Annotated in this window: 17 protein-coding genes; 3 read left to right on the top strand and 14 right to left on the bottom strand. The window is 62.0% G+C overall.

Translation table 11 applies throughout. The features are described 5' to 3' along the window. Window positions 1-17: 17 nt before the first annotated feature. The 3 genes from rpsR to rpsF form a co-directional block, all read right to left on the bottom strand. A complete protein-coding gene (gene rpsR, locus BW14_RS04595) occupies window positions 18-266 on the bottom strand; it encodes a 30S ribosomal protein S18 (protein WP_044089348.1) in 249 nt (82 codons plus the stop codon). 189 nt (window positions 267-455) lie between these two features. Continuing rightward, window positions 456-1,154, bottom strand: a complete 699-nt coding sequence (locus BW14_RS04590) for a single-stranded DNA-binding protein (protein WP_140489320.1) — start codon at window positions 1,152-1,154, stop codon at window positions 456-458. A gap of 49 nt (window positions 1,155-1,203) precedes the next feature. Next, complete coding sequence (gene rpsF / locus BW14_RS04585) at window positions 1,204-1,497, bottom strand: 30S ribosomal protein S6 (protein WP_140463256.1); 294 nt, start codon at window positions 1,495-1,497, stop codon at window positions 1,204-1,206. A gap of 254 nt (window positions 1,498-1,751) precedes the next feature. Between rpsF and BW14_RS04580 the strand changes: the two genes are divergently transcribed. After that, complete coding sequence (locus tag BW14_RS04580; protein ID WP_044089345.1) at window positions 1,752-2,765, top strand: ribose-phosphate diphosphokinase; 1,014 nt, start codon at window positions 1,752-1,754, stop codon at window positions 2,763-2,765. Between the two features lie 104 nt (window positions 2,766-2,869). On the opposite strand, the gene BW14_RS04575 is transcribed toward BW14_RS04580, so the two are convergent. The 3 genes from BW14_RS04575 to BW14_RS04565 form a co-directional block, all read right to left on the bottom strand. Beyond that, window positions 2,870-3,709, bottom strand: a complete 840-nt coding sequence (locus tag BW14_RS04575) for a YggS family pyridoxal phosphate-dependent enzyme (protein ID WP_140489319.1) — start codon at window positions 3,707-3,709, stop codon at window positions 2,870-2,872. A 231-nt stretch (window positions 3,710-3,940) separates the two neighbouring features. Then, entirely contained in the window at window positions 3,941-5,362 is a 1,422-nt protein-coding gene (locus BW14_RS04570; protein ID WP_140489318.1) for an MFS transporter, read from the bottom strand. A 224-nt stretch (window positions 5,363-5,586) separates the two neighbouring features. Beyond that, window positions 5,587-7,584 carry a glycoside hydrolase family 127 protein gene (locus tag BW14_RS04565; RefSeq protein ID WP_140489317.1) on the bottom strand — a complete coding sequence of 666 codons (1,998 nt, stop codon included), beginning with the start codon at window positions 7,582-7,584 and terminating at the stop codon, window positions 5,587-5,589. 180 nt (window positions 7,585-7,764) lie between these two features. Here BW14_RS04565 and BW14_RS04560 point away from each other — a divergent pair, with 180 nt between their 5' ends. Further along, complete coding sequence (locus BW14_RS04560) at window positions 7,765-8,817, top strand: LacI family DNA-binding transcriptional regulator (protein ID WP_140489316.1); 1,053 nt, start codon at window positions 7,765-7,767, stop codon at window positions 8,815-8,817. A 28-nt stretch (window positions 8,818-8,845) separates the two neighbouring features. Here BW14_RS04560 and BW14_RS04555 read toward each other — a convergent pair whose 3' ends face one another. The 5 genes from BW14_RS04555 to dnaB form a co-directional block, all read right to left on the bottom strand. After that, window positions 8,846-10,546 carry an AarF/UbiB family protein gene (locus tag BW14_RS04555; RefSeq protein WP_140489391.1) on the bottom strand — a complete coding sequence of 567 codons (1,701 nt, stop codon included), beginning with the start codon at window positions 10,544-10,546 and terminating at the stop codon, window positions 8,846-8,848. A 221-nt stretch (window positions 10,547-10,767) separates the two neighbouring features. Beyond that, on the bottom strand, window positions 10,768-11,043 hold the full coding sequence (locus BW14_RS04550) for a phasin family protein (RefSeq protein ID WP_044089339.1): 276 nt from the start codon (window positions 11,041-11,043) through the stop codon (window positions 10,768-10,770). 141 nt (window positions 11,044-11,184) lie between these two features. Further along, complete coding sequence (locus BW14_RS04545; RefSeq protein WP_140489315.1) at window positions 11,185-11,937, bottom strand: type 1 glutamine amidotransferase; 753 nt, start codon at window positions 11,935-11,937, stop codon at window positions 11,185-11,187. A 115-nt stretch (window positions 11,938-12,052) separates the two neighbouring features. Further along, window positions 12,053-13,531 (bottom strand): Mur ligase family protein, encoded by a 1,479-nt coding sequence (locus tag BW14_RS04540; RefSeq protein WP_140489388.1) that lies wholly within the window; start codon window positions 13,529-13,531, stop codon window positions 12,053-12,055. 230 nt (window positions 13,532-13,761) lie between these two features. Further along, on the bottom strand, window positions 13,762-15,192 hold the full coding sequence (gene dnaB / locus BW14_RS04535) for a replicative DNA helicase (protein ID WP_044089337.1): 1,431 nt from the start codon (window positions 15,190-15,192) through the stop codon (window positions 13,762-13,764). Between the two features lie 306 nt (window positions 15,193-15,498). Here dnaB and BW14_RS04530 point away from each other — a divergent pair, with 306 nt between their 5' ends. Further along, window positions 15,499-16,848 (top strand): MATE family efflux transporter, encoded by a 1,350-nt coding sequence (locus BW14_RS04530; RefSeq protein WP_181162298.1) that lies wholly within the window; start codon window positions 15,499-15,501, stop codon window positions 16,846-16,848. Window positions 16,849-16,926: 78 nt separating this feature from the next. Here BW14_RS04530 and BW14_RS04525 read toward each other — a convergent pair whose 3' ends face one another. From BW14_RS04525 to BW14_RS04515, 3 genes are all read right to left on the bottom strand, one after another. Continuing rightward, the gene (locus tag BW14_RS04525) at window positions 16,927-18,753 is read right to left on the bottom strand and encodes a nucleotidyltransferase domain-containing protein (RefSeq protein WP_140489313.1); all 1,827 of its coding nucleotides are present in this window, start codon (window positions 18,751-18,753) and stop codon (window positions 16,927-16,929) included. A gap of 253 nt (window positions 18,754-19,006) precedes the next feature. Next, window positions 19,007-19,345 carry a P-II family nitrogen regulator gene (locus BW14_RS04520; protein ID WP_003828096.1) on the bottom strand — a complete coding sequence of 113 codons (339 nt, stop codon included), beginning with the start codon at window positions 19,343-19,345 and terminating at the stop codon, window positions 19,007-19,009. 1 nt (window position 19,346) lies between these two features. After that, entirely contained in the window at window positions 19,347-20,642 is a 1,296-nt protein-coding gene (locus tag BW14_RS04515) for an ammonium transporter (protein WP_140489312.1), read from the bottom strand. Window positions 20,643-20,799 lie beyond the last annotated feature (157 nt).

Genomic DNA, 20,799 nt, shown 5'->3' with positions numbered 1-20,799 from the left:
TTCAAAGCCTTCCTAACTCAGCGACCGGAAGTGGCGTACGGCAGCAGAGCCATCTCGCGGGCGTTCTTGATAGCCTTGGCGAGCTCACGCTGCTCCTGGACGGTCACACCGGTGATGCGACGGGAACGGATCTTGCCGCGATCGGAAATGAACTTGCGCAGCAGCGCAACGTCCTTGTAATCAATCTCGGAAATCTTGGCAGCCTTCAGCGGATTCGGCTTCTTCTTGAACGGCTTGACCGGCGGTTGCGGCCTCTTACGGGACATGATGTTCTCCTTAAAAATCTATGATTTGATTGCTGCTGTTCAGCTGGTTATGCAGTTATGCAATATCGGCCACCAGCACCGTCGACAACGGTGCTTATGCGGCGCAGACTATGCTCGGCCTGCGTCAGACCTTGTCGGACCGTCGTGCAGAATCCGCACGGGCAGTCCAGTTGTGCAGGGAAGCGGAAATCAGAATTCCGGCTCGGAATCGTCGCCTCCGAAATCGGAGGAAGCGCCGAACGTCGAGAAGCTGCCGGACTGCGAAGAACCGGAGCTCCATGGATCCACTGCAGGGGCAGAAGCAGGTGCGGACTGGGCCGGCTGCTGGGTGTACCCAGCACCACCTTGATAGCCACCGCTGTAGCCGCTTTGGCCACCCTGTCCGTAACCGGACTGGCCACCGTTGTACCCGCCATTCGGGGCACCCTGACCACCCTGGTTGCCATAGCCACCGCCTTGCGCGGCGCCCTGGCCGGACTGGAATCCACCGGAACGACCCTGGAATCCACCCTGGCTGGTCTGACGGGTCACCTGAGCGGTGGCACGCGACAGCGCGGGGCCGATCTCATCGACACGCAACTCGACAACCGTACGCTGGCTGCCATCCTGGGCCTGATAGGAACGCTGGGTCAGACGACCCTGCGCGATCACACGCATGCCCTTGGACAGGCTGCCGGCGATGTTGGAGGCCAGCGACGAAGCGCGGCCATCCCATGCCGAGCAGTTCAGGAACAGCGTGTCGCCATCTTCCCACTGATTGTTTTGGTTGCGCGTACGGGTGGTAGAGGCGATGGTGAAGTTCACCACCGTCGATCCGTTGCCGATCGTACGCAGCTCAGGATCACGGGTGAGGTTGCCGACCACGGTGATAACGGTTTCGCCTGCCATGCTTTGCCTTCTTGATTTACCAGCTAGAACAGCTGACTACACGCTAAACTCAGGCGTCCTTACGAAGGATCTTCGTACGGACCACGGATTCGTTAAGGTTCAGCACACGATCGAGCTCGGCGCTGAGAGCGGGCTCGGCGGTGTACTTCACGACGACATAGTTGCCTTCGGTCTTGCCGGCAATCTCATAGGCGAGCTTGCGACGGCCCCAGTAATCGGGCTCATCGTAAGAACCGCCTTCCTTGGTGATGAGCTCCAGATACTGCTCGGTCAGCTTCTTCAGACCGCGCTCATCCAGCTCAGGATCGGCGATGAACATCAGTTCGTACTTATGCGCAGACATCACCCACCTCCTTCGGACTATTCGGCCGCGGACGTTCCGCGGCAGGAGTGTGTATACGCTTGCACCCTCAAGGCACGCATGCACGCACCTCTTTCGGGCAACTTGTACATGGTACGGCCACGGCAAGACAGACGGCGATCCATTCTCGCGCAAAACCTCTCAACGCATTCGCCACATCGCGGAGCTGCACGCTCAGGGGTGCTTGTACACTGGATGAGGCTGAAATTCACTACAAGACAAAAGGATGCGAAGGCATGTCGGCGATTCTTGAAGGCACTCCGGATAAACGACTCGTTCTGGTCACGGGCCGCGCCTACCCCGAGCTGGCTGAGAAGGTGGCCGAATGCTTGGACACCACGATTCTCGATACCACTGCATACGACTTCGCCAACGGCGAGATGTACGTACGCTTCTCCGAGCCGGTGCGCGGCGCGGATGTGTTTGTTCTGCAGTGCCACTCGGGCGATATCAACAAGTGGATCATGGAGCAGCTCATCATGATTGATGCGCTGAAACGCGCTTCCGCCCGATCAATCACCGTAGTCGCGCCATTCCTCGGCTATTCACGCCAGGACAAGAAGCATCGCGGCCGCGAGCCCATCACCGCCCGCCTGATCTTCGACCTCTTCCGCACCGCCGGCGCCGACCGCATCATGACCGTCGACCTGCATGCCGCACAGGAACAGGGATTCTTCGACGGCCCGGTCGACCATCTGACCGCCATGCCGGTACTGCTCGATTATGTGCGCTCCGCCATCGACCTGAGCAATGCGACCATCGTCTCCCCGGACGCGGGCCGTATCAAGGTGTCCGAACAGTGGGCTGCAAAACTCGGCAATCTGCCGCTCGCCTTCATCCATAAGCAGCGCGACATCACCCGACCGAACCACGCCGAGGCACATGGCATCATCGGTGACGTGCACGACCGCGATTGCGTGGTGATCGACGATATGGTCGACACCGCCGGCACCATCTGCGAAGCGGTGCGCACGCTGAACGAATCCGGTGCCAAGTCGGTCACTCTGGTGGCCACGCACGGACTGCTCTCCGGTCCTGCTGTGGAGCGCCTGCAGAAGTGCGGTGCCAAGGAAATAGTGTTCATGGATACGGTGCCGATTCCCGAATCCAAGCGCCTGCCGAATATGACGGTACTGTCCGTGGCTCCGCTGCTGGCTGCCGGCATCCGTTCGGTATTCGAGGAAGGCTCTGTGGCGACGCTGCTCGAGGGTCTGCCCGAGGATATGCGTCCGCGCAACATCTATGCATAATCGGCGATCGGTGCCACGGCGCACCGATAAGACTCGATATGACAAAGGCCTGTCAAACGATAGCAGTCGCTTGACAGGCCTTTCGCATATGCATGCATCCATACTCAGATGAACGCACGTTCGCCGAAGATGGCGGTGCCGACCCTCACTATGGTCGAGCCTTCCTCGATGGCGAGAGCCATGTCATGGGTCATGCCCATGGAAAGCTCCCGACAGTTCGCCGTACCCTTCGCGCCGGAGGCAAGAATCTGGTCACGCGTGCGACGCAGATGGGCGAATCCCGCGCGAATCACACGCTCGTCATCCACATGGGCCCCGATGGTCATCAACCCCTGCAATTCCAAGCCTCCCATCGCTCCGATCCGCTTGGCCAGATCGATGGCATGGCTCGGCGCACAGCCGGATTTCGACTCCTCGCCGGACTCGTTCACTTCCAACAGCACTCCGACCGTGATGCCGCGCATGGTGGCACGCCGGGCGATCTTCTCCGCCAGTTCAATCGAATCCACGGACTCTATGGTATTCACCACCGGCAGGACCTTGCCGATCTTGTTGGCCTGCAGCTGGCCGATGAGGTGGAATGGTATCGATTCCCGTTCGGCTGCGCGCGAATCCGAGGCGGCACCCGCAGCACCGGCAGCACCCGCACCCACCACGCCCAAGTCAAACCCGCGCTCGGCAAGCAGCTTCGCAAGTCCAGGCGCCTTGACTGCAACCTCCTGCGGCCTGTTCTCGCCGATCATGCGAACCCCGGCATCGATAGCAGCCAGAATCTCGCCGATATCGCGGGTCTTGGTGGCCGCCAGCAGCTTGACCGAGCCAGCCGAACGCCCCGCACCCGATTCCGCCTGCGCGATACCATCCATCACCCGGTGCACACCGTCCGCGATCTCCTGTGCGCGCGTGGCATCAATGATCGTGTTTGTCAGATCCTTGTGATCCATATATGCAGTCAACCCATACCCCCTATCACAAAGCATGCTACGCCAAAGTGCACTACGCCGAATAGTACCGAATGCAGCCAGACTCCGTAACCGTCACCTAGTGGTCTGTCTCGTAATTGGTGCAGCAACGCAAAAACGATATGCGCCCGGCAACCGTAGTCACCGGACGCATATCGCTATTGAGAGGAAACTGATTATCGCAACATAATCAGCGGCGTGGCAGAATCGCTATCAGGCGTTCTGCTCGGCCTCGGCGAGAGCCTTGGCGTGACGCTCGGCCAGCTCGGCCTTGATCATCGGCTCCATCTTCTCGTACTTGCGGTAGAAGCACATGATTACGCCGACGATGATGTAGACGATCACCGGCAGCCAGATGAAGCAGAAGCTGATGGCGTCGAGCGCGGACTGCGGCTGCTGCTCAAGGTTGGCGTCGTAACCAGCGGCACCCATGATCTCCAGCGGCAGGAAGGCGCCGAAGCCGGAGCCGACCTGGATGCAGAAGGCGGAGCCGACGGCGGTCAGGAAGCCTGCGGCGTGGATGCCGGTCTTCCATTCGCCGTAGTCGACGGTGTCGGCGAGCATGCCGAACGGCATACCGATGGCGATGGCGGCACCAAGCACACCGATGGTCCAGAAGGTGACCAGCAGCGGCACGTTGTGGCCGGCGAGCGGCATCAGGGCCTGACCGAGACCACCGATGACCAGACCGATGATCATGGTCAGCGTCTTGTTCTTGGTCTTGTTCGCGATGATCGGCATGGCAATGGTACCGAGCAGACCGATCACCTGAACGCCGTTGAAGATAGAAGTCAGGTTGCGGTTTTCGAGCACGTACTGCGCGTAGTAAGTAGACACACCGTTACGAGTGGACTGTGCGACCCAGTAGATCACGAACGCGACGACGAGGATAATCCACGGCCAGTTGCCCTTGGCAGCCTTGAGGGAGTCGCTCAGCGGGATCGGCTTGTTGAGTTCCGGATGGTAGTTGCGCTCGTTGAGGTTCTTGAAGGAGAAGAGCAGCAGGATGATGGCCACGATGCCCCAGATGGCAGTGACGATCATGAAGCCGGTCTTGTCGCCGCCACCGAACTGGACACCGAACCAGCCGACCAGCGGGATGGTGAAGGACGAGGTGATGAAGGAGCCGATCTGGCCACCGGCCATACGGAAGGAGTTGGCGTTGTTGCGCTCGGTCGGGTCGGAGGTGAGGTTCGGCAGGATGGCGGTGATAGGCGTCTGGATACCGGTGTACACGGCGCCGGCGGCCAGAATGTAGGTGATCAGGGCGTACCAGAACTTCGGAGCGCCGTCAGGCAGGCTCGGAGCGGTGAAAGCAATCCACACGGTGATTGCGAACGGCACGCACAGCCAGAGGAACCACGGACGGCTCTGGCCCCACTTGGTGTTGGTGTGGTCCACGATGGAGCCCCACACCACGGCGGAGATGGCGTCGGCGAAGCGAGCCACCAGCAGGATGGTGCCGGCGCCCAGCGCACCGGCAGCCGGGATGTGGAACACGTTGGTGTAGAAGTACATGATGTATGACGAAATGGTCACATACAGCAGGTTGCCTGCCATATCGGTGAAGGAGTAGGCGATCTTCTCCTTGACCGAGAGCTTCACTGCGGAAGCGTCCTGAGTTGCTGCACTCATTGTTTTCCTTCTTCTTTGATGTGTTGCTTGGTACAACAGTGTTGCAATTCCGTGCCATCCCTTCAGTGAGTTGGCACGGACGGCGGCGGGCCAGACGAAGCACTCGGCGGATCAGTAGCTGGCGTACCTCTGCTCATCTTCGTCTGAGGATTCCCGTCGCCGAAATCTTATGGATGCGACCCCGGCCTGATTGAGTAACCAGGCCGAGCGCGAACAGGCCCGAATCAGAAGTCGGAGTCGAACCAGACCTGCATCTGGCCGACCTCGCGGTTGGCCCATGCGTAGTACGGGATGAGCTTGAGGTCGTAGGACTTCTCCCCGACCGGATGCTCCTCTACGTCGGCGAACAGCGGGAAGTCCTCCTCGTCATGGGTGCGCTTGGTGGCCGGTATGGTGATGACCTCCACGCCGTCAAGCTCACCGAAGTGGTATTCGGCGCGGGCGCGACCGGCATCATGGCTGCCGATGTGGTAGTTCCACAGCGGAGCAGAGTTGTCGGCCTCTTCGGCGCAGAACACAATAGGTCCGCGCATTACGGCGATCTTGCCGATGTCGTGACGCACCAGGGTCTTGGAGCGCATGAACTTGACGGACATGTCCAGATCAAGGGTGATCTGGGTCTGGCCGGAGGTGACTTCGATGGTCACGAAGCCATCCTCGATCGGCAGACGGCGGGCGTCCTCGCCGTTGACCTTGAGCTCGTGCTGGGTGGCAGACCAGGACGGAATGCGCACCAGGAACTTCACCGGCTCGACGCCTTCCGGCACGTCCACGGTGAACTCGATGTGGCCATCCCACGGGAAGTTGGACTTCTGGGAGACCTTCACGCCGTCGAAGAATTCGGCGTCGTTCGCGATGAACTGGTGGGCGATGATCTCGCGCTTGTCCTCGTGCACGGTGTACAGGTAACGGTCCACCGAGGCGATAAGACGGGCGATGTTGGCCGGGCAGCAGGCGCAACCGAACCATTCGGCACGGTGCATGAGCACGTGGTAGCGGTCCGGGTTGTGGTCGGTGGCCTCGGGATCAGCCTCAAGGGCGTTCACGTAGTAGAAGTGCTTGCCGTCGAGCGCGATGCCTGCGATGGAGCCGTTGAACAGCTCCTTCTCGAGAACGTCCGCGTATTCGCCCTTGGTCTCCAGCTCGAGCATCTGCCTGGCCAGGAAGCTCATGGCCACGGAGGCGCAGGTCTCGCCGTACATGGTGTCGTTCGGCAGGTCGTAGTCGTAGGTGAACGCCTCACCGACGTGGGTGGAGCCGACGCCGCCGGTGATGTACATGCGCTTGGTGACGATGTTGTGCCACAGACGCTTGGCGGTCTCCTCAAGCTCCTTGTCGCCGGTCAGGCGGGCCACGTGGGCGACGCCGGTGAGCATGTAGCCGACGCGCACGGCGTGGCCTTCGGCGGTCTGCTGCTGACGGATCGGACGGGCGGTCTGGGTGTATTCATGGGTCCAGCCGCGCATCTGCGGGAAGATGTCGGTGGAACCGTCGCCGATCTTCTCGTTCTGCTTGTCGTAGAAGCTCGGGTCCTTGCCGCGCACGTCGATGAAGAACTTGGCGAGCTTGAGGTACTTCTCCTCCTTGGTGACCTCGTAGAGGCGGGAGAGCGCCAGCTCGATCTCCGGGTGGCCGTCGGCACCGGGGATCTTGCCGTCCTCTTCACCGAAGTTGGCGTCCAGGCAGGCGGCCATCTTCTCGGCGACCTCGAGGGCCTGCTGGTTGCCGGTGACCTCGAAGTAGGCCACGGCGGCCTCGATGTAGTGGCCCATCACGTACATCTCATGGGACTGCTGGATCTGGGAGAAGCGCTCACGGTTCTCGAACGCGCCGGACTTGATGATGTACGGGGTGTCGAGGTAGCCGTCGTCCTGTTGGGCGCGGGCAATGAGGTCGACCAGCTTGTCGCACAGGTCCTTGAGCTGCTCGTCCGGCTCGTAGGCAAGAGAGTAGGCGGCTTCCTCAAGCCACTTGTACACGTCGGAATCCTGGAAGACGAAGCCCTTGAACTCGCCTTCCTCGTCGCCTGCGGCGATGCGCAGGTTGCGCACGGCACGGCTGTAGTGGTAGTCGATGTCCTGCTTGGCGCCGGAGGGGTCGCGCGGGATGTCGATCTTCTGCTCGTCGTTGATGACCGCCCACTGATAGGGGATCACTTCCTTGGCGACGTTCTCACGGTACCGCTTCCAGAACGGTGAAGTAACCGTGACGTGCTGGCTCATGGTTCGTCCTTTCCACATTGTAGGTGCTGGCTGTATTGCATTGTCTTCACGTGCGGAAACAGGCTGCTATGCCGGCTATCTCCGCACTCTCACCGCTTGCAATTGCTGATGGTATGCGCATGCCGTCCGACTGGTTCGCGGGGCTTGCGAATGCGAAATTTTTCGCTTACCGTATGGAATATGAGCCGCAAACCAACCCTCGCCGATGTTGCCAGACTGGCCAATGTGTCCGTCGCCACCGCATCCAAAGCGCTAAACAACACGGACCGCATATCGGCCAGCACCCAGCGTGACGTCATCGAGGCCGCCAAACAACTCGGCTACAGCAAATCCAACAAACCGCACCACGCCACTCGCCGCTCGGGTCTTATCGGATTGATCACATCCGATTACAACGGCCGTTTCGCCCTGCCCCTGCTTACCGGCGCCGAAAACACGCTCGGCGCATCGAACCACGCCGCCCTGCTCATGAGTTCGCATGGACGACCAGCGCTGGAGAAAAGCCATATCGACCGGCTTGCGGCGCATGGTGTGGACGGCCTGATCGTGGTAGGCGACACCACGAATTCACGGCCGCCGCTTGACCCACGCACCACGATGGGCCTGCCTGTCATCTACGCCTATGACCCTTCCCGTGACCCACGGGATTGCAGCATCATCTGCGACAATATCGGCGCCGGGGCGCAGGCCATCGAATACCTGCTCAGTATCGGGCGGCGGTACATCGCCATCATCGCCGGCCCGGAGGATTTCCAAGCGGCGAAAGACCGGGTGCTGGGCGCGCAACGGACGTTCATCCTCTATGATTTCCAGCCGGTGGCGGTGTTGTTCGACGCCTGGAGCGAGGAGTGGGGCGAGCGGGCGGCGCGATTATTGGTCGAACGGTATCCGCATCTGGATGCGATCTACTGCCTGAGCGACGAAATCGCGCGCGGTGCGGCACGCGGCCTGTTGTCCATAGGCAAACGCATCCCGCGAGATGTCGCCATCATCGGCCACGACAATTGGTTCGTGTTCGCCTCGAACGCCCATCCGACCTTGACCACATTCGACAACAACATCACTCTGCTGGGCAAAACCGCCGCGCAGTTCATCCTCGATGCATTGGCAGGCCGGCCGCACCACGGCGTCACGACGATTGAGTGCCCGATGATCGTCCGCGAGTCCACCGAGGCGAAACGGCGCACCGCGCTGGAAAGCACCGGCCGCGTCTATGAGCGTCAGATTTCATGAATCCGGCTCAGTACGCCACCCGGCTACCCTACCGCTTCTTCGTCTTGCGGCCCTTGAGGTAGATGTCGATCACGATCCAGACGCCGAGCACGAACGCGGTGACGTATCCCATGAAGCCCACGATTGGGATGCCGAAGATGATGGGCTTCATGCCGGCGTAATAGACGATCGAGGAACCGACGAACAGGCCGACCACGATCAGTGCCATCGTAAGTCGGTTCACCATATCGGAGAGCAGCTGGAACGGCTCCTGCGAACCCACCAGCTCCATGTTCATGCGCAACTGGCCGCGCGTCAGCATGCGCGCCGCCACGTTGAGCTCGCTCATCGCGCCCAGCGCGCTGTGGAGCGCCTCATGGCTCTCCAGACCCAGCGTCTTCAGCTCGTCTTTGGCTGCTTCGACGGTGGTTTTCGACGTGACGATGTGCTGGGAGATGATCTCGATCATGTTCACATCGGGGATGAATTCGTCAAGCAACCCCTCGAGCGTGACCAACGCGCGTCCCACCGTGGTGATGCTGCTGGGTACTTCGATGCCGTGACGCTGCGCGAGCGAGGTGAGCGCGGTCAGGAAGGCGGCCAGATCGAGGTCCTTCAGATCCACGGTGCCATATTCCTTGACGATGACGTCGAGATCGGCGAGCAGCGCAGGGTAATCAGCCGGATCCGCCTCGGCTCCGGCGAATCGCAACAGGCCGTCGGCGAGCTGGGGGGAATCCCGTTTGGCGACGGCGAAGATCATGTCCTTCATCACCGCACGGGTCTTGGCGTCCAATCGGCCGGTCATGCCGAGGTCGATGAGCACGATCTTTCCGCCGCGGATGATGATGTTGCCCGGGTGCGGATCGGCATGGAAGAAGCCTTCATCGAGGATCTGCGTGGCGTAATTGTCCACGAGCTTGGTGCCGATGTCCTTGAGATCATAGCCGGCGGCCACCAGTTCGCCGGCGTGAGAGACGGAGATGCCGTCCACATAATCCATGACCACCACATGCTCGGTGCACAGGTCCGGATACGGAGTCGGGCAGTCCATGTATTTGAACCGTGAGGCGTATCGCTTGAATTCGGCCAGATTGCGCGCCTCAACGAGGAAGTCCGTCTCCGATTCGAAGGTGTCCCACAGCTCCTCGACCACGCCCTGGAGATCGACGATCTGCGAGGTGCTGATCACCTTTGTGGCGACTTTGGCGATGGAGCGCATGATGGACACGTCCTGCGCCATGGTCTCGCGCACGCCCGGGCGCTGCACTTTGACGGCCACGTCCTCGCCGGTACGCAAGGTGGCGCGATGCACTTGAGCGAGGGACGCCGAGCCCAGCGGTTTCAAATCGATATGCGCGAAGACCTCATTGGCCGGTCGTCCATACTCTTCGGACAGTACGTCCAATACCGTGGCGTATGGCATGGGGTCGGCGTCCGCACGCAGTTTGGCGAGTTCGTCGCAGAAGCTCTGCGGCAGGATCTCCGAACGCATCGAGAGAATCTGGCCGACTTTGACGAAAGTGGGGCCGAGCGCCTCGAACATCAGACGCATCTTGACCGGAGTCAGCCCCTTGAGCGCATCGAATTGGTTGACGATACGCACGATTTGCGCCAGACGTTTGGCTTTGCTACGACGGGTCAGATGATAGCGCTCGGAGAAATCATCGCGCCGGGGACCGAAAATCCCAATGGTTTCGGTATTCGTCGCGGCCCATTGCGCGTATGCCGCGGTCGGACGGTCGGGAATATCATTCGGCTTGTCGTCGTTCGTGCCATGAGCGGCACCGGCGGCAGCCTGCGACTGGGTGGAAGACGTTGGGGCAGACGTTGCGGCACCGGCTCCGAGGCCACCATCCGCAGCGCCCGAACGAGCGTGTTCAGAGGGATGTTGCGCCGAGGTGCCGCTTGCGTCGCGCCGCACCGCCTGTTCCGTTGTCTTGTCAGCCACGAAAACGATCAGTCCTTAGTTCAGTCCTTGTTGGAGTCGTCGGCGGCATCCGCAGCCGGCTCCTCGGCCGGTGCGGCATCGGCCTTGGCGGCGTCCTTGTTGGCGTCGTTGACCAAAGCCTCGCCGACCTTGCGCTTGAGTTCGGTGTTCAGGGACTTGCCCTGTTCCACGGTCAGCTCGCCTTTCTTGACCAGATCGTCAACAATGGCGCTGCCCTTCTCATACCCCGTGGCCAAGGCACCGATGCCAGCCAACAGGACCTTGCGGACGCCATCGCCCAAATCGAAATCAGCCATAATAACCCCTCCTTCGAGGCTCGACGCGGCCTGCTGCCCCGTCTCTTACTGCTAAGCCTAGCGCAATCGCAAGCCGATGACGTTAGGCTTAGCGGATGATTTCGCCTAAGGCGGCGGAGCGCGGGCGATCAGCGCGGACGATCAGCGCGGTCGGGCGGCGGCAGATTCGCGCGCGTGCGCGGCAGTCCTGTCGAGTTCGGCGAGCGCTGCCGCCTGTTCCTTCGTCTGGTCGACGGTATCGAACGAACCGTAGCGGCGTGACACGGCGGCGCCGATCAGAAAATCGCTGACGGCAGGGTTCTTGGGCAGCAGCGAGCCATGCATGTAGGTGCCGATCACGTTGTGCACGCGGGCACCTTCGGTGTGGTCCTTGCCGTTGTTGCCCCGGCCGTCGGCATCAACAGTGCCCAACGGCTTGACGCCTGGCCTCAGGAAGGTCTGACCGGAATGGTTTTCGTAGCCGATCACGTCACCGAACTGTTCGGAATGCTCCACCAGATTGCCGATCATGCGCGCATCCTGGCCGACCGTGTAGGCGCCGATGATGCCGATGCCGTCGAGCCTCGTACCGTCCACGGTTTCGAAATACTCGCCGAACAGCTGGTACATGCCGCAAATCATCAGCATCGGCGTACCTTCCACTGCGAGTGCGCGCAGCAGGTTGGCGCGCCGGTAGAGGTCATCGATGATCTTCTTCTGCCCGGTGTCCTGTCCGCCGCCGCCCAGAATGAGGTCCACGTGATTGGGCCAGTCGTCACCCTGGTTGTATTGGTGGATGACCGGCTCATAGCCGTAGAGTTCCAGACGGCGACGAATGGTGAGCACGTTGCCGGAATCGCCGTAGATGTTCATGTCTTTCGGATACAGGGACAACACATCAATGGTCTTGGCCATGTCGATTCCTCCTTGTCTTGTCTGATGAGCGGCTTGTTGTGAGGCATGCACTGCGCTCCCGCCAGCCAGTGCAGGTTGTGCGCATCCGGTTTTGCCTACGGTTATTTGACTAGGTTTATTTGCCTACGCCGGCGTCGCGTACATCGGCGATGCAGCCCAGTATCGCGCGGGTCTTGAGCATGGCGGTGTACGTGCAGTAGATGTGCTTGCGGACGCCGGGGTTGGCGGTCACGAATGCGCTGACCGCCTGTTCGAGGTCGGGATCCGTGGCGGCGACCGGCACCTGGTCGTAGCCGAGGCGCAGCGCCATGTCCCAGGCGCGCACGCCGGAAACCATGGCGACGCCGGACGCGCGCAATGAGGTGAAGTCCACATCCCACAGCCAGCTCATATCGCGGCCGTCCGCGTATTCGTCGTTGATGGCGATCATCGTGTCGGCATGCGACGGGTCGAAGCTGGCGAGCGAGAGGCGGAATCCCATCGGATTCTTGACCAGCAGCAGTTCGACCGGCGAGCCGTTGACATCGATGACCTCGCCGCGGCCGAACGCCGGCGTGACGCGGGCGACCGCGGCGATGAGCTCGTCGGCGCTGACCGAGCAGGCGTTGGCGGCGGCCGAGGCTTTGCGCGCCGCTGCTGCATCGCGCATCACGGCGCGCACCACGGCGAGCGCGGCGGCTGCGTTGTACAGGTTGTAGACGCCTTCGAGCCGGACTGCGGTGGCGTAATCCCGCCCGTCCATGTGGAAGGTGGCCTGATGGTCGCCCACAGCAGCGAGCGTCACGTCGGCGTCCTTCTCTCCCCCGGTCAGCTGCGCTGACAGCCCCCTCGTCAGAGGGGGCCGAGACGGCGAAAACGCCTCATCAATAGCGTCCTTCTCTCCCCCAGTCAGCTGCGCTGACAGTTCTTTTGTCAGAGGGGGCCTGGAGGTGGAGCCGTCTTCCACGCTGACGGTGGTGGCCATGTCGTCGTCGGAGGGGAAGTAATGCTTGAGGCTGTCCGCCAAGCCGAAATAACGCACCGAAGTGCCGGCCGGAACCTTGGCTGCGAGCGCGGAGATGCGCGGGTCCTCACGGTTGAGCACCACCGTGCCGGTGGTCGCTTCGGCCACGTGGCTCAGCAGTCTGGCGGTGGTGTCGATTTCGCCGAAGCGGTCGAGCTGGTCGCGCATCACATTGAGCAGCAGGGCATATCGCGGCTTGACCTGCCTGACGAAATGCACCGCGTACGCCTCATCCAGTTCCAGCACGGCGATGTCGGCGTCCAGCTTGCCGCCAAGCGACACTTCGGTGAGCAGTGCGGAGACCACACCGCGCACGAAATTCGAGCCGGTGGGATTCGTGAACACCTTGAGTCCCAGATCGGAGAGCATCGAGGCGACCATGCGGGTGGTGGTGGTCTTGCCGTTCGTGCCGGACACCAGCACCACGCCCAGCGGCAGCTGGCCCAAGGTACGGGTCAGGAAGCCGTGGTCGAAGCCTTCCACGATTCTGCCGGGAAGCGCCGAACCGCCATGCTTGGTGACGCGAGACGCGAACCGGACGAACCGGCCGACCGGTACCGTGGCGAACGCATACCATGGGGCGCGGGGCATAGGCGATGCGCCTCGACGGCCGATCACCGGGTGGGCGGCCACGTCCTTGTCCGGAACAGTCGCTTCGCCCGAGTTTGTCTGTCCCTGCGGCTCCCCGATAGCAGCCCCATCATGCGCAACAGTATGTGAAACACTATGTGAAACATGCTGTTCAGCGTGTGGAACATCCCGTGAAACATCAGAAGCAGCACCCGGCACTGCATCCGGCTCATGCTTGGCATCGGCCATGATCACACCCCCTGGTTGGCGTTGTAGTCCTGCGGCATGTCCTTGAACTTGGACGTAGCGCCGAGGAAGGCGAGATGGAAGGTCTCGGTCGGGCCATTACGGTGCTTGGCCATGATGATGTCCGCCTCGCCCGGACGGTCCTCTTTATCATAGAAGTCCGGTCGGTGCACCAGGAACACCACGTCGGCGTCCTGTTCGATGGAACCGGATTCACGCAGGTCGGACAGCTGCGGCTTCTTGTCGTTGCGCATTTCGGGACCACGGTTCAGCTGGGACAGGGCCACCACCGGCACCTCCAGCTCCTTGGCGAGCAGCTTCAGCGCGCGGGAGAACTCGGAAACCTCCTGCTGGCGGGATTCGACGGCCTTGCCGGAGGTCATGAGCTGCAGGTAATCGATGACCACGAGCTTCAGGTCATTGGTCTGCTTGAGGCGGCGGCACTTCGCACGGATCTCCATCAGGGACATGTTCGGGCTGTCGTCGATGAACAGCGGCGCGTTCTGCATCTTGGTCCAGAACTGGTTCAGCGTGTTCCAGCGCTCGGGCGTGATGTCGTCCGCGCGGCGCAGCGCAGCCATCGGAATGTTCGTCTCGGCGGAGATGATGCGCTGGGCGAGCTCCACCTTGCTCATCTCGAGGCTGAAGACGATCGTGGTCATGTTGTGGTGCAGGGAGGCCGCGCGCGCGAAATCGATGCCGAGCGTGGACTTGCCCATGGCCGGACGTCCCGCGACGACGACCATCTGTCCAGGCTGCAGGCCCTGCGTCACATCATCGATGTCGCGGAACCCGGTCGGCACACCCTTGTTCACCAAACCCTGCTGGAGCTTGTCCAGCTGGTCGAGGGCGTCGTGCACCACCGGGCCGATGGCGGAATAATCCTGCCGCACCTTGCCCATCGACATCTCATAGACCTCGGATTGGGCGAGATTCACCACATCCTCGGCCTGCGAACCCTCAGCGGAATAGCCCAGCTGCGCAATCTTGGTGCCGGCGGCGATCACATTGCGCAGAATCGCCCGCTGATGGACGATCTCCGCATAATACATGGCGTTGGCGGCGGTGGGCACCGAAGCCACCAGACTGTGCAGGTAATCGGCGCCACCCACCTTGTCCAGATTGCCGTCCGCCAGCAGCTGGTTGGCCACCAGCACCACGTCCACCGGCTGGCTGGCGGAGAACAGGTCGATGATCGCCGTATAGATCGTCTGATGCTTGGGCTGATAGAAATCGTTGACGTCGATGGTCTGCGAGACTTCGCCGATGGCGTCCTTGCTCATCAGCATGCCGCCGAGCACCGCCATCTCCGCATCGTCGTCATGCGGAGGGACGCGGTCGAAAATCGGGTCGCCCGATGTAGTCGGGCCCTGGCCACCGCGCGCGCGGTCGCCGCCGTACCCATCCTGATACGAACGTTCACTTCCTTCTGCCATAGCCCCCAAGTATAAGAGCTCGATGTGTATGAACCGTCAGCGAGCCGTTCATCGAATCGTCGTCGAACCATCAGCGCGCCGTAAGCACTCCGTACGCGAGCCGTTCATATGGAATTCACCCTGAAGTCAGCGCCGCGACACGCGCGGGGCACAAATGTGGATAGAAAAATTAGTTATCCACATTTTGGGGATAACTTGGTGGATAATCCACTGAGTTATCCACATAATGGGGATAACTTGGTGGATAGTCTGGGGATAACCTTTCGGGACGGAGGAGGCAGGTTGCGCAACGTAGTCAAGCATGATATGCAAGCGGACGTGCATCACCAATCCCCATCCTCCCGCGAGACGAATCGACGGATTCTCGCGCTGGCGCTGCCCACCTTCGGCCAGCTCATCGCCGAGCCCGCGTTCATCCTCATCGACACGGCAATCGTGGGGCATATCGGCGACGCCGCGCTGGCCGGCCTGTCCATCGGCTCCACCATCATCCTGACCGCCGTGGGCCTGTGCATCTTCCTCGCCTACTCCACCACGGCGCAAGTGGCTCATCTGCTCGGGGCGGGCCGCCGACGCGAGGGCCTGCAGGCGGGCATCGACGGCCTATGGCTGGCATTGGGCATCGGTACGGTACTTGCGATCGGCCTGTTTGCGGCTGCCGAGCCATTGTGCCGGGCGCTTGGAGGCAGCGGCGATGTGCTGACGCAGGCCACGACCTACACGCGCGCGATAGTCCTGGGCGCACCGGGCATGCTGCTGGTGTATGCCGCCAACGGCATCTTCCGCGGACTGCAGAAGGTCCGCATCACGCTGATCGCGGCGGTGAGCGGCGCGGTGCTGAACACCGCGCTTGATATGCTCTTCGTGTTCGTGTTCCGCTGGGGTATCGCCGGTTCGGGCGTGGCCACGTTGATTGCGCAATGGTATATGGGACTGTTTCTGGTGGTGCCGGCCATCCTGTGGGCTCGGGCGGACGGGGCGAGCCTGCAGCCCCGATTGCAAGGTATCGCGGCCGCCGGCGGCGACGGACTACCGTTGTTCATCCGTACGCTGGCGATTCGCGCGGCGATGGTGGCCACGGTCGTCTGCGCGGCCCGCATGGGCACTGCGGTGCTGGCAGGCTTCCAGGCCGTGAATTCCTCATGGAACTTCGCGATGAACATGCTGGATTCAGTGGGCATCGCCGGTCAGACGTTGGTGGCCACCGCGCTCGGCGCCGGCGACCGGAACCAGGCCCGGACGCTTACCCGCGCAACCGGCCGTGCGGGACTGATGGTCGGGGCGGTCATCGGCGTGGGATTCGCCGCGATTGGCTTGTTTGCCGGACGCTTCTTCTCCCCCACCGCGAACATCCAGATTCTGGTGGCCGTGGGCATGGTCACGATGGGTGTCTTCTTCCCACTGCAGGGCTGGATGATGGCCATTGACGGCATCCTCATCGGAGCACGCGATTATCGGTATCTGGCGGCCACCTGCACGCTGACGGCACTGGTGTACATCGCCGTTCTCTCGCTGGTGGCCGGCGGTGTGGCCCCGCAGCTGCCGAACGACCTGCTGCGCACGGCTGTGTTGTGGACCGCGTTCAACGTGGTGCTGATGGGCGGGCGCGGACTGTTCAATGGGCTGCGCGTGCGAGGTGATGGGTGGATGCGGTAGGTCACAACAATCACGACTGTCTTCTCCCCCCCCATCCGGCCTCGCCGGGAGTCCCCTCGCTAGAGGAGGCTCGGATTGCTACATGGCGGCGCGCACGGAGGCGTACATGGTGTGCACGATCTGCTCGCGCCACTTGGACCATCCGTATTTCTTGGTGATTGACTCGCCGGCGGTGGCACCGAGGGATGAGCCATCAGCCCGGGTCAGGTCGAAGAGCATATCCAGCAGCAGCTTGTCATGGTGCAGGCGGTCGGCCAGTTCGGCCGCCGTCGCGGGGTCGTTGGGGTCCTTGCCGGTGGCGTATTCGGAAAGCGTCAGATGTTCGCGGACCAGAATCGTGGCCCAGTCGATGATGTTCTGCGCATACCCCATGCGTTTGAGGATCACCGGAACATGGCGGGCTCCTTCGGCCGCGTGGTCGGCCACGAACGCGCGTTTGCCGATGTCGTGCGTGATGGCGGCGAGCAGCAGCGCCTGATAATGCTCGTCATCGTAACGGCCGCCGGACGGGGTGTCACGCGTGATGCGCGAGGTGACCTCGACCATATGGCGGTCGATGGTGTACCGGTGCGCGGCCGATGCGGACGGGCGGTTGCGGATGCCCAGCCATTCCGGCATCCATCGGCCCGGGATGTCCACGAAGTCGATGCTTTCCCACACATTCATGAGCTCCGGCCCGCATGCGAGCAGCCGTACGAACAGTTCACGGGATTCGGCGTCCCATTGGTTGTCACGAATTGGGCATTTCTTGAGATTGACCAGCGTAGACGGATTGATGGGCAGGCCGAATTCGCCCGAGGCCACAGCCATACGCAGCGCCAGTTTGGCGTCCTTGGCTGGTTCGACGCCGGGGGCGAGCACCAACTCGCCTTCGTGCTTGGCGATGCCGGGGGCCACGATGTCGAATTGCGGGGCCTCGCGCTTGCCGCCGGCACGCTGGGAGAACATCTGGAAGAACGCGAACCGGGGCTTCTCGTGGGTCAGCGAATGCTCGGCACGGGATGCGGTGGAATCCAAGGCAAAGGAGATGCGGCGACCGAGCCGGGCGAGTAGCGTCTGCAGATCGTCAATCGAATAGGCGGCACGTTCGTCTTCCGGCCATGTCGGGTCGGCAAGGCCCAGCATGGCGGCCACCTTGGCCTGATACGGGGTGAGCAGCAGATTGGTGTCCTTGTTGGCCACCAGATGAATGCAATCGCGCACGTCCAGCAGACGCTCCACGGCTTCGTCATAGCTGCCGTGCGGGCGATCAGCCAGCCATGATGTGGCCAGGGCGGAGATCAGCACCGAATCGCGCAGACCGCCACGCGCCTCCTTGATGTCCGGCTGGTTGACGTACTGGAGCCTTGCGAACTCGTCAAGGCGTGATTTGGCGGAGTCCAGCAGTTCGGGTAGGCGTTTGCGCGCCGCCTTGCGCCAACGCTCGAGGATGGACGCAGCCGTGGTGCGTATGAGCTCGGTGTCGCCGGCGATGGGCTTGACATCCAACCACCCCATCGCAGCCGGCAGGTCATGGTCGGTGACCTCCTCGCATTGTGTGCGGGTGCGAATGGAATGGTCAAGGTCGAGACCGCTGTCCCAGAGCGGATACCAGAGTTTGTTGGCCAGTTCATTGAGCTGCTGGTCGTTCACAGCGCGCGGCTCATAGATGATGACCAGATCCAGATCGGAGCTGGGGCCGATCTGACCACGCGCCAGCGAACCGACCGCCGCGAAGCCGATGCCGGCCGCCGGCACGGTGAACGAGACGGCCGCGCACGCCTCATCCCACAGTTGCGTGAGGCACTGCATGGCCAGTTCGGTGCGTGCCGCACGCTTTGCCGGGCCATTCCGGTAGACACCGTCGTCGTCCGGCTGGCTCATCGCCATGAATCGTTGCTTCAAACCATCTACTGCCGAAGTCATTGCCTCAGATCTTTCTTCAGATGTGCACTTCTGCGTTACGAGGGGCTGTTTCAGGCTTTTCGGAACATCTTCCCGCAGAGGCTAAACAGCCCCTTGTAACGCAGTTGCAGCAGTACCCACGAGGTATCCCCATGTCCGAATGGGAAACAACCCACATATGACAGTCCCCGCACGGCGACAATCGCAACGTGCGGGGACCTTGTCTTATCGATAGTCCGAACTCCTGCATACCACCGGAAGCCCGGACGACTTATCAGATAGCGGCGGAACCGGTCTCACCGGTACGCACGCGGGTCACGGAATCCAGCGGGGCGACCCACACCTTGCCGTCGCCGATGGTGCCGGAGCCAGCGGACTTGACGATCACACCGACCAGCGTCTCGGCGTCGGCGTCATCGGCCAGGACCTCGATGCGAATCTTCGGGATCAGATCCACCGTGTATTCGGCACCGCGGTAGACCTCGGTGTGGCCGCGCTGACGGCCGTAGCCATTGGCTTCGGACACGGTCAGACCGTGCACGCCGGCAGCCGCGAGAGCTTCCTTGACGTCGTCGAGCTTATGGGGCTGGATGATAGCGGTGATCAGCTTCATCTCACTTCACCTCCTTGAGAACGGAGCTGGCAGTACCAGCAAAATCGTAAGCGCGTTCGCCCTGATCAACAAGGTCGATGCCGCTGACTTCCTGAGCTTCGGTGACACGCCAGCCGATGGTCTTCTCCAGAGCGAAGGCGATGATCGCGGTGATCACTGCGGAGTAGAGGATGGCGACGAGGGCGATGACCAGCTGCACGACGAGCTGCTTCCAGTCGCCGCCGGCCAGCAGGCCGGTGCCTTCACCGAAGAAGCCGATGAGCAGGGTGCCGGTGAAACCGCCGACGCCGTGCACGCCGACCACATCGAGGGAGTCGTCGTAACCGAACTTGAACTTCAGACCGCAGGCGAGGCAGGTCAGGATGCCGACGATCGCGCCGAGCACGATGGCCCACAACGGGGAGACCACATCGGCGGCCGGCGTGATGCCGACCAGGCCGGCGACCATACCGGAGGCAGCGCCCATGGCGGTGTAGTGGCCAGAGCGAATCTTCTCAGTGAAGCCCCAAGAGAGCATGGCGGCGGCGGTTGCGGCCGAGGTGGAGACCCAGGCATAGCCGGCGGTGCCGTTGGCTGCGAAGGCGGAACCGGCGTTGAAGCCGAACCAGCCGAACCACAGGAGGAAGGCGCCGAGCATCACGAACGGCACGTTGTGCGGACGGAACGGCTGGGTGCCGAAGCCCTTGCGCTTGCCGATGATGAGCACGATGATCAGGGCGGCGACTGCGGCGTTGATGTGGACGACAGTACCACCTGCGAAATCGTGGGCGGCGGCGCCGATGGCCTTGGAAATCGCGCCGTCAGCGGACAGCAGACCGCCGTTCCACACCATGTGCGCCATCGGGGCGTAGTCGAAGGTGATCCACAGGGCCACGAAGATCATCCAGGTGCTGTACTTGACACGCTCGGCGATGGCGCCGCAGATCAGGCCGACGGTGATCATGGCGAAGGCCACCTGGAAGGCGACGTCGACGGACACCGGGTAGTTGTTGGCATTGAGGCCGGTGGTGGTGAACACGCCATCCTGGGCCACCATGGAATCCTTGAGCAGGAATCCGCTGGCCGGGTCGCCGAAGATGCCGCCGATGTCATTGCCGGCGTAGGCGATGGACCAGCCCCACAGGGTCCAGATAATCATGGTGACCGACAGTGCGGCCGCCTCAAGCATCAGCATATTCAGAACGGCCTTGGCACGAACCATGCCGCCATAGAAGAACGCCACACCCGGCGTCATGAGGAAAACCAGGGACGCGGATGTAAGGATCCATGCGGTGTTTCCGGAATCAAGCGCTTCCATGTCTACCTCCCTCTCTTTGTTCATGGCGTCGAGAGCCGGGTTTCAAGCCGGACGGTCGGCGTCTGTATTCCACTACATGCCGTCCCCCTTGTGGGGGCTAACAGTTTGTCAGTAAAAGCCGGATGCATTTTGGTTTCGTTACGGCACGTTACGCGAT

Origin of the sequence: Bifidobacterium sp. UTBIF-68 (assembly GCF_006408855.1) — a bacterium.
In the GTDB taxonomy this organism is placed as follows: Bacteria; Actinomycetota; Actinomycetes; order Actinomycetales; family Bifidobacteriaceae; genus Bifidobacterium; species Bifidobacterium reuteri.
The sequence above is the reverse complement of the archived record's forward strand: the minus strand, read 5'-3'. Positions and strand labels throughout refer to the sequence as shown.